This is a genomic window from Streptomyces sp. NPDC091412, from assembly GCF_044756885.1.
Classification (GTDB): domain Bacteria; phylum Actinomycetota; class Actinomycetes; order Streptomycetales; family Streptomycetaceae; genus Streptomyces.
Genome location: NZ_JBIVTV010000016.1, coordinates 58,689 through 65,230, shown reverse-complemented (window position 1 = coordinate 65,230; position 6,542 = coordinate 58,689). Strand labels below are relative to the sequence as shown.

Sequence of the window (6,542 nt, the reverse complement as noted above, 5' to 3'; positions counted from 1 at the left end):
GGACTGGGCAGACCCGAGGGCCGGGCAGACCCGAGGGCCGGGCAGACCCGAGGGCCGGGCAGGCCGGGTGGCCGGAGAGACCCGGGCGGACCGGGCAACCAGGCGGTGTCCGTCCCACCGACCACTCCGGCTCCGGCTCCGGCTCCGGCTCCGGCACCACCACCCCGCACGGGACCCGACCCCCGCCCCCGGACAGGACCCGGCCCCCGCCCCCGGACGCATCCGTGAGAGAGGCCCTAGGGTGGGGCCGTCATTGAGGATCGTGGGGGCGATGGGGCAGCGAGGGCCCCGGGGGACTGGCGGAGGACGGAAGGCAGTGGGCAAGAGAAGGCGCGTCGCCGAGCGACGGAAGACGACTCCGGCCGTGGTCGGCGGGGTGATCGCCGTGGTCGTCGTCGGGGCAGGCATCGGCGTCTACGCGCTGTACGGGGGCGGCGGGGAGGCCGACCGGACACAGTCGGCGGCAGGCGACGGCGAGGCGAAGAAGAACACCGGCCCGCTGTCGGCGACCGAGGTGCGGACCGCGGCAGAGGGGTTCCTGGCGGCCTGGCAGCAGGGCAAGCCCGCCGAGGCGGCAGCCGCGACCAGCGACACCGCGGCGGCCACCGCCCTGCTGACCGGTTACGCCAAGGACGCGCATCTGAAGGACGTCACCCTGACCGCGGGCACCGCCGCGGGCGGCAAGGTGCCGTTCTCCGTGAAGGCCACGGTGTCGTACAAGGGCCTGACCAAGCCCCTGGCGTACGGCAGCGCGCTGACCGTCGTCCGGGGCACCGCGGACGGCAAGCCGGTCGTGGACTGGCACTCCTCCGTCGTCCACCCCGAGCTGAAGGACGGCGACACCCTCGTCACGGGCGAGTCCGGCACCCCGCCGGTCAAGGCCCTGGACCGGGACGGCGACGAGATGACCACCGCCAAGTACCCGTCGCTGGGTCCGGTCCTGGACGGGCTGCGCGAGAAGTACGGCGAGACGGCCGGCGGCAGCGCGGGCGTGGAGCTGCGCGTGATCCGCGGCAAGGCGTCGAAGAAGGCGGAGCTGTCCGACAAGACGCTCGTCGAGCTGAGCAAGGGCACGCCGGGCACGGTGAAGACGACGCTGAGCCCGTCACTCCAGGCGGCGGCCGAGAAGGAGGTGTCCAAGACCGAGCGGGCCTCGGTGGTCCTGATGCGTCCGTCGACCGGTGAGATCCTCGCGGTGGCGAACTCCAACCACGGCTTCAACACCGCCTTCCAGGGCTCCCTCGCCCCCGGCTCCACGATGAAGATCATCACCTCGTCGCTGCTCTTCGAGAAGAAGCTGGCCTCGGTGAACAAGCCGCACCCCTGCCCGAAGTTCTTCACCTACGGCGGCTGGAAGTTCCAGAACGACAAGAAGTTCGAGATCAAGGACGGCACCTTCAAGGCGAGCTTCGCCCGCTCCTGCAACACGGCCTTCATCAGCCAGGCGCCGAAGCTCAAGAACTCCGACCTGACCCAGCAGGCCCAGCAGGTCTTCGGCCTGGCGCTGGACAACTGGGCGATCGGAGTGCCGTCCTTCGACGGCGCGGTCCCGGTGCAGTCGGCGGCCCCGATGGGCGCCTCGCTCATCGGGCAGGGCGGGGTCCGTATGAACCCGCTGAACATGGCGTCAGTGGCCTCGACGGTCAAGGCGGGCGTCTTCCACCAGCCGTACCTGGTCTCCCCGTCCGTCGACAACCGCAAGCTGGCCACGGCCTCCCGGACGATGTCCGCCTCCACCCTGTCCCAGCTGCGCGAGGTGATGCAGTACACCGCCGCGTACGGCACGGCCGCCGAGGCCATGGCCGGACTCGGCCCGGACTACGGCGCGAAGACGGGCTCCGCCGAGGTCGACAACCAGAAGAAGGCCAACGGCTGGTTCACCGCCTACCGCGGCGACCTCGCGGCCGCGGGTGTCGTCCAGGCGGGCGGCCACGGCGGCGACACGGCCGGTCCGATAGTGGCGTCCCTGCTGAAGGCGGGGAGCTGACGGCGGCCGGGCACAGGAGCTGACGACGGCCGCGCACATCACCGGCGGCCGTCGTCACCGACCGGCCCACGTCTTTGGCAAGCCCACGGCTCCGGCGGCCGTCGTCACCGACGGACCCACGTCTCCGGCGGCAGGTGTCACCCGCGGGCGTCACCCGTGGGCGACCACCGCCGGTGACGACGCCGCCAGGTAGGTCCGCCGCAGGAACCTGAGCAGTGTCTTCGTCTCGAGCTGTACCACCGAGACACCGCGCGCGGAGTGGAACTCGATCACGGCCTGCACCCGGCCGCAGGGCCACACCCGCACGTCACCGCTGCCGACCGGGGCGCGCAGCCCCTGTTCGAGCAGTGACCGGGGGAAGGTCCACGCGTGCGGGCCGGGCAGGTCCACCTGCACGGCGCGCGGGTCCTGAAGGGGGTCGTAGCGCAGGACGACCGGGACGGCCCCGACGTCCTCGGGGACGTCCTCCGTGAGGATGTGGGCTCGTGCGTGCTGTTCGACTACCGACATCGGACGACCCCTAACGCTGTGTGACTTATGCGAGGGCTGAACATCCGCTTCCCCTCCAATGTCGCATATTTCCAGGATTCCGCTTCTCGAACGTCCGGCAAACGGCACACATCGACGAGGTCCTCGCTCTTGCAAGAGGTTCGCAACAAGCCTCTATCATCGAACGGTGCATGTGCCTGACGGATTCATCAACGCCCCCATCTCCGTAGCCACCGGAGTCGTCGCCGCCGGCGCCGTCGCCGTGAGCCTGCGCGGTGCGCGCCGGGAACTCGACGAACGGACCGCGCCACTGGCCGGTCTCGTCGCGGCGTTCATCTTCGCCGTGCAGATGCTGAACTTCCCCGTCGCGGCCGGCACCAGCGGCCACCTCCTCGGCGGGGCGCTGGCCGCGATACTCGTGGGCCCCTTCACCGGGGTCCTGTGCGTCAGTGTCGTCCTGCTCATGCAGGGCATCCTCTTCGCCGACGGCGGCCTGACCGCGCTCGGTGTCAACATCACCGACATGGCGATCGTCACGACGGTGGTGGCCTACGCCGTCTTCCGCGGACTGGTGAAGGTGCTCCCGCGGCGCCGCCGCTCGGTCACGGTGGCCTCCTTCGCCGCCGCGCTCGTCTCCGTACCGGCCGCCGCCGTCGCCTTCACGCTGATCTACGCGGTCGGCGGCACCACCGACGTGGCGATCGGCAAGGTCGCCACCGCCATGATCGGCGTGCACGTCCTCATCGGCATCGGCGAGGCCGCAATCACCGCGCTGACCGTGGGCGCCGTCATCGCCGTGCGCCCGGACCTGGTGTACGGCGCGCGCGGCCTGGAGCAGCGGCTGAAGCTGCGGGTGAACGGCGAACTCGTCGACGCCCCCGCAGCCGAGCCGGCGCCCGTGCCCGCCGCCGCCCGGTCCCACCGCACGCTGTGGATCACCGGCCTGGTCACCTCCCTCGTCCTCGCCGGGTTCGTCAGCTTCTACGCCTCGGCCAACCCGGACGGTCTGGAGAAGGTCGCCCACGACCAGGGCATCGACAAGAAGGAGGAGCGGCACGCCTCGTCCGGCTCCCCGCTCGCCGACTACGGCGTCAAGGACGTCTCCGACGCCCGGCTGTCCGGCGGGCTCGCGGGCGTGATCGGCGTCGGGGCGACCGTCGTCGCGGGCAGCACGGTCTTCTGGGTGGTCCGCAGGCGGCGTACGGCCGCCGAGCCGTCCGCCCCCTCCTCCCAGGCCGCCTGACATGGGGGCGGGTCACGCGCACCGGCTGTACCGGCACGGGCACTCCCCCGTGCACGCGCTGCCGCCGCACACCAAACTGGCCGCGGCCTTCGCCTTCGTCGTGGTCGTGGTGTCGACCCCGCGGGAGGCGATGTGGGCGTTCGCCGTGTACGCCGTCCTGCTCGCCGTCGTCGCCTCCGTGGCCCGCGTGCCCGCCGGCTTCCTGCTCAAGCGGCTGCTGATCGAGGTCCCGTTCGTCGCGTTCGCGGTGCTCATGCCGTTCGTGGCCCAGGGCGAGCGGGTGGACGTCCTCGGGATGTCGCTGAGCGTGAACGGGCTGTGGGGCGCCTGGAACGTGCTCGCCAAGGGCACCCTCGGCGTCGCCGCGTCCGTGCTGCTGGCGAGCACGACGGAGCTGCGCGAACTGCTGCTGGGCCTGCAACGCCTGAAGCTGCCGCCGCTGCTGGTGCAGATCGCGTCCTTCATGATCCGTTACGGCGACGTCATCACCGACGAGATGCGGCGGATGCGGATCGCCCGCGAGTCACGCGGGTTCGAGGCGCGCGGGCTCCGGCACTGGGGCGTGCTCGCCAAGTCCGCGGGCGCGCTGTTCATCCGCTCCTACGAGCGCGGGGAGCGGGTGCACCTGGCCATGGTGAGCCGGGGCTACGCCGGTTCGATGCCGGTCATCGACGAGGTGACCGCGTCCCGGGCGCAGTGGTCGTACGCCCTGGCCCTCCCCTGTGCCGCGCTCGCCGTCTGTCTGCTGGGATGGGTCCTGTGACAGCTTCTCTGGAGGTCTCCGGCCTCGCCTTCGCCTACCCCGACGGCCACCAGGCCCTGTTCGGTGTCGACTTCGGCATCGGACGCGGCGAGCGGGTCGCCCTGCTCGGCCCCAACGGCGCCGGGAAGACCACCCTCGTGCTGCATCTGAACGGCATCCTGAGCGGCGGCACCGGGACGGTGCGGGTCGCCGGGCTGCCGGTTGGCAGGAAGCACATGGCCGAGATCCGGCAGAGGGTCGGCATCGTCTTCCAGGACCCGGACGACCAGTTGTTCATGCCGACCGTGCGGGAGGACGTGGCCTTCGGGCCCGCTGCGGCCGGGCTCAAGGGGCCGGAGCTGGAGGCGCGGGTCACCACGGCCCTGGATCGGGTCGGCATGCGGGACTTCGCCGACCGCCCGCCGCACCACCTCTCCTTCGGCCAGCGCCGCCGGGTCGCGGTGGCGACCGTCCTCGCCATGGAGCCGGAGATCCTGGTCCTGGACGAGCCCTCGTCCAACCTGGACCCCGCCTCGCGCCGTGAACTGGCCGACATCCTGCGCTCGTTGGACGTGACGGTGCTCATGGTCACCCACGACCTGCCGTACGCGCTGGAGTTGTGCCCGCGCTCGCTCGTCCTGAGCGACGGCGTGATCGTGGCGGACGGACCGACCGGCGAACTGCTCGCCGACGACGCGCTGATGCGCGCCCACCGCCTGGAGCTGCCCTTCGGCTTCGACCCGCGGTCCGTGACGACGGGCGCCTGACCCGTCGGGACGGGCAGACGAGCGGGCAGCGTCGACGTAACGATCGTGCCAAGCCGACCGGCCGCAGGAATCGCAGGCCGGGGCCGCTGGTTGCACCCACTGTCGCAGGCGAAGAGCGGAAGGAGTGGCGAACGTGGACGTGCACGGCGCAGTGGCCGAGGGCTTCGAGCAGGTCGGGGAGGCGTTCGCGGCGAACTTCGCGCTCCGGGGCGAGCGGGGCGCGGCGGTGGCCGTGTACCGGGACGGGCACCGGGTCGTGGACCTGTGGGCGGGGACGCGGGACGTCGACGGTACGGCGGACTCGGCGCCCTGGGAGCGGGGCACCGCGCAGATCGTGCGCTCGGCGACCAAGGGTGTCGCCGCAGCCGTACTCCTGCTGCTGCACCAGCGCGGGGAGCTGGACCTGGACGCGCCGGTGGGAGCGTACTGGCCCGAGTTCAAGGCGGCGGGCAAGGAGCGGACCCGGGTCCGCGACCTGCTCGCCCACCGTGCGGGCGTCCCCGTCCTCGACCGGCCGCTGTCACCGGAGCAGGCCGCCGATCCGGTGCTGGGCGCCGAGGCCGTCGCCGCGCAGGCGCCGGTCTGGGAGCCGGGCACGGACCACGGCTACCACGCGCAGACGTACGGCTGGCTGACCGGCGAGCTGGTGCGGCGGGTCACGGGCCGGACGATCGGCGAGTGGATCGCGCGCGAGGTGGCGGGCCCGGTGGGGGCCGACCTGTGGGTGGGACTGCCGGCGGGCGAGGCCGGGCGCGTGGGCCTGGTGGGCCAGGTGGAGCCGCCGCGTTCCGCGGCGGGTCTGCGCACCCGCCCCAAGCGGTCCGTGGCCGAGGCGTACGCCGACCCGGAGTCGCTGACCCGGCGGGCGTTCGCGGCGATCACCCCGCTGCCGGACGAGAACGACCCCGCCTACCGCGCGGCGGTCCTGCCCGCGTCCAACGGCATCGCCACGGCCGACGGTCTGGCCCGCTTCTACGCGGCGCTGATCGGCGAGGTGGACGGCGGGACCCGCCTGTTCACCCCGCAGACCACGGAGCTGGCCCGCACGGAGCACTCCGCCGGGCCCGACCGCGTGCTGGTGGCCCCCACACGCTTCGGCCTCGGCCACATGCTGCACAGCCCCGCGTCCCCGCTGCTCGGCCCCGGCTCCTTCGGCCACCCCGGCCGCGGCGGCGCCCTGGCCTTCGCCGACCCGGACTCGGCCATCGCCTTCGCCTACGTCACCAACGGCTTCCACCCCAATGTGACGGCGGACCCCAGGGCCCAGGCCCTGGTCCACGCGCTGCGCACGTCCCTGACGTAGCGCTCCCCGTG

6 protein-coding genes are annotated in these 6,542 nt (G+C 72.6%); 5 read left to right on the top strand and 1 reads right to left on the bottom strand.

Translation table 11 applies throughout. The features are described 5' to 3' along the window. The first annotated feature begins 316 nt into the window (after window positions 1-316). Window positions 317-1,987, top strand: a complete 1,671-nt coding sequence (locus ACIQMV_RS29765; protein ID WP_402596380.1) for a penicillin-binding transpeptidase domain-containing protein — start codon at window positions 317-319, stop codon at window positions 1,985-1,987. A gap of 150 nt (window positions 1,988-2,137) precedes the next feature. Here the strand turns inward: ACIQMV_RS29765 and ACIQMV_RS29760 are convergent, their stop codons facing one another. After that, window positions 2,138-2,497: an SsgA family sporulation/cell division regulator gene (locus tag ACIQMV_RS29760; RefSeq protein WP_402596379.1), complete on the bottom strand. Its 360-nt coding sequence runs from the start codon at window positions 2,495-2,497 to the stop codon at window positions 2,138-2,140. Window positions 2,498-2,663: 166 nt separating this feature from the next. Between ACIQMV_RS29760 and ACIQMV_RS29755 the strand changes: the two genes are divergently transcribed. From ACIQMV_RS29755 to ACIQMV_RS29740, 4 genes are all read left to right on the top strand, one after another. Continuing rightward, on the top strand, window positions 2,664-3,719 hold the full coding sequence (locus ACIQMV_RS29755) for an energy-coupling factor ABC transporter permease (protein WP_402596378.1): 1,056 nt from the start codon (window positions 2,664-2,666) through the stop codon (window positions 3,717-3,719). A 1-nt stretch (window position 3,720) separates the two neighbouring features. Continuing rightward, window positions 3,721-4,482, top strand: coding sequence for a cobalt ECF transporter T component CbiQ (cbiQ, locus tag ACIQMV_RS29750; RefSeq protein ID WP_402596377.1), 762 nt, complete (start codon window positions 3,721-3,723; stop codon window positions 4,480-4,482). After that, a complete protein-coding gene (locus ACIQMV_RS29745) occupies window positions 4,470-5,228 on the top strand; it encodes an energy-coupling factor ABC transporter ATP-binding protein (RefSeq protein ID WP_402596376.1) in 759 nt (252 codons plus the stop codon). Before cbiQ ends, ACIQMV_RS29745 begins: the two co-directional genes overlap by 13 nt. Window positions 5,229-5,361: 133 nt before the next feature. Then, window positions 5,362-6,531, top strand: a complete 1,170-nt coding sequence (locus ACIQMV_RS29740; RefSeq protein ID WP_402596375.1) for a serine hydrolase domain-containing protein — start codon at window positions 5,362-5,364, stop codon at window positions 6,529-6,531. Window positions 6,532-6,542: the final 11 nt, after the last annotated feature.

Bases quoted from the DNA above. Each gene is read 5' to 3' on its own strand.
- ACIQMV_RS29745 (WP_402596376.1), top strand. From the start codon at position 4,470: ATGGGTCCTGTGACAGCTTCTCTGGAGGTCTCCGGCCTCGCCTTCGCC.
- cbiQ (WP_402596377.1), top strand. From the start codon at position 3,721: ATGGGGGCGGGTCACGCGCACCGGCTGTACCGGCACGGGCACTCCCCC.
- ACIQMV_RS29760 (WP_402596379.1), bottom strand. From the start codon at position 2,497: ATGTCGGTAGTCGAACAGCACGCACGAGCCCACATCCTCACGGAGGAC.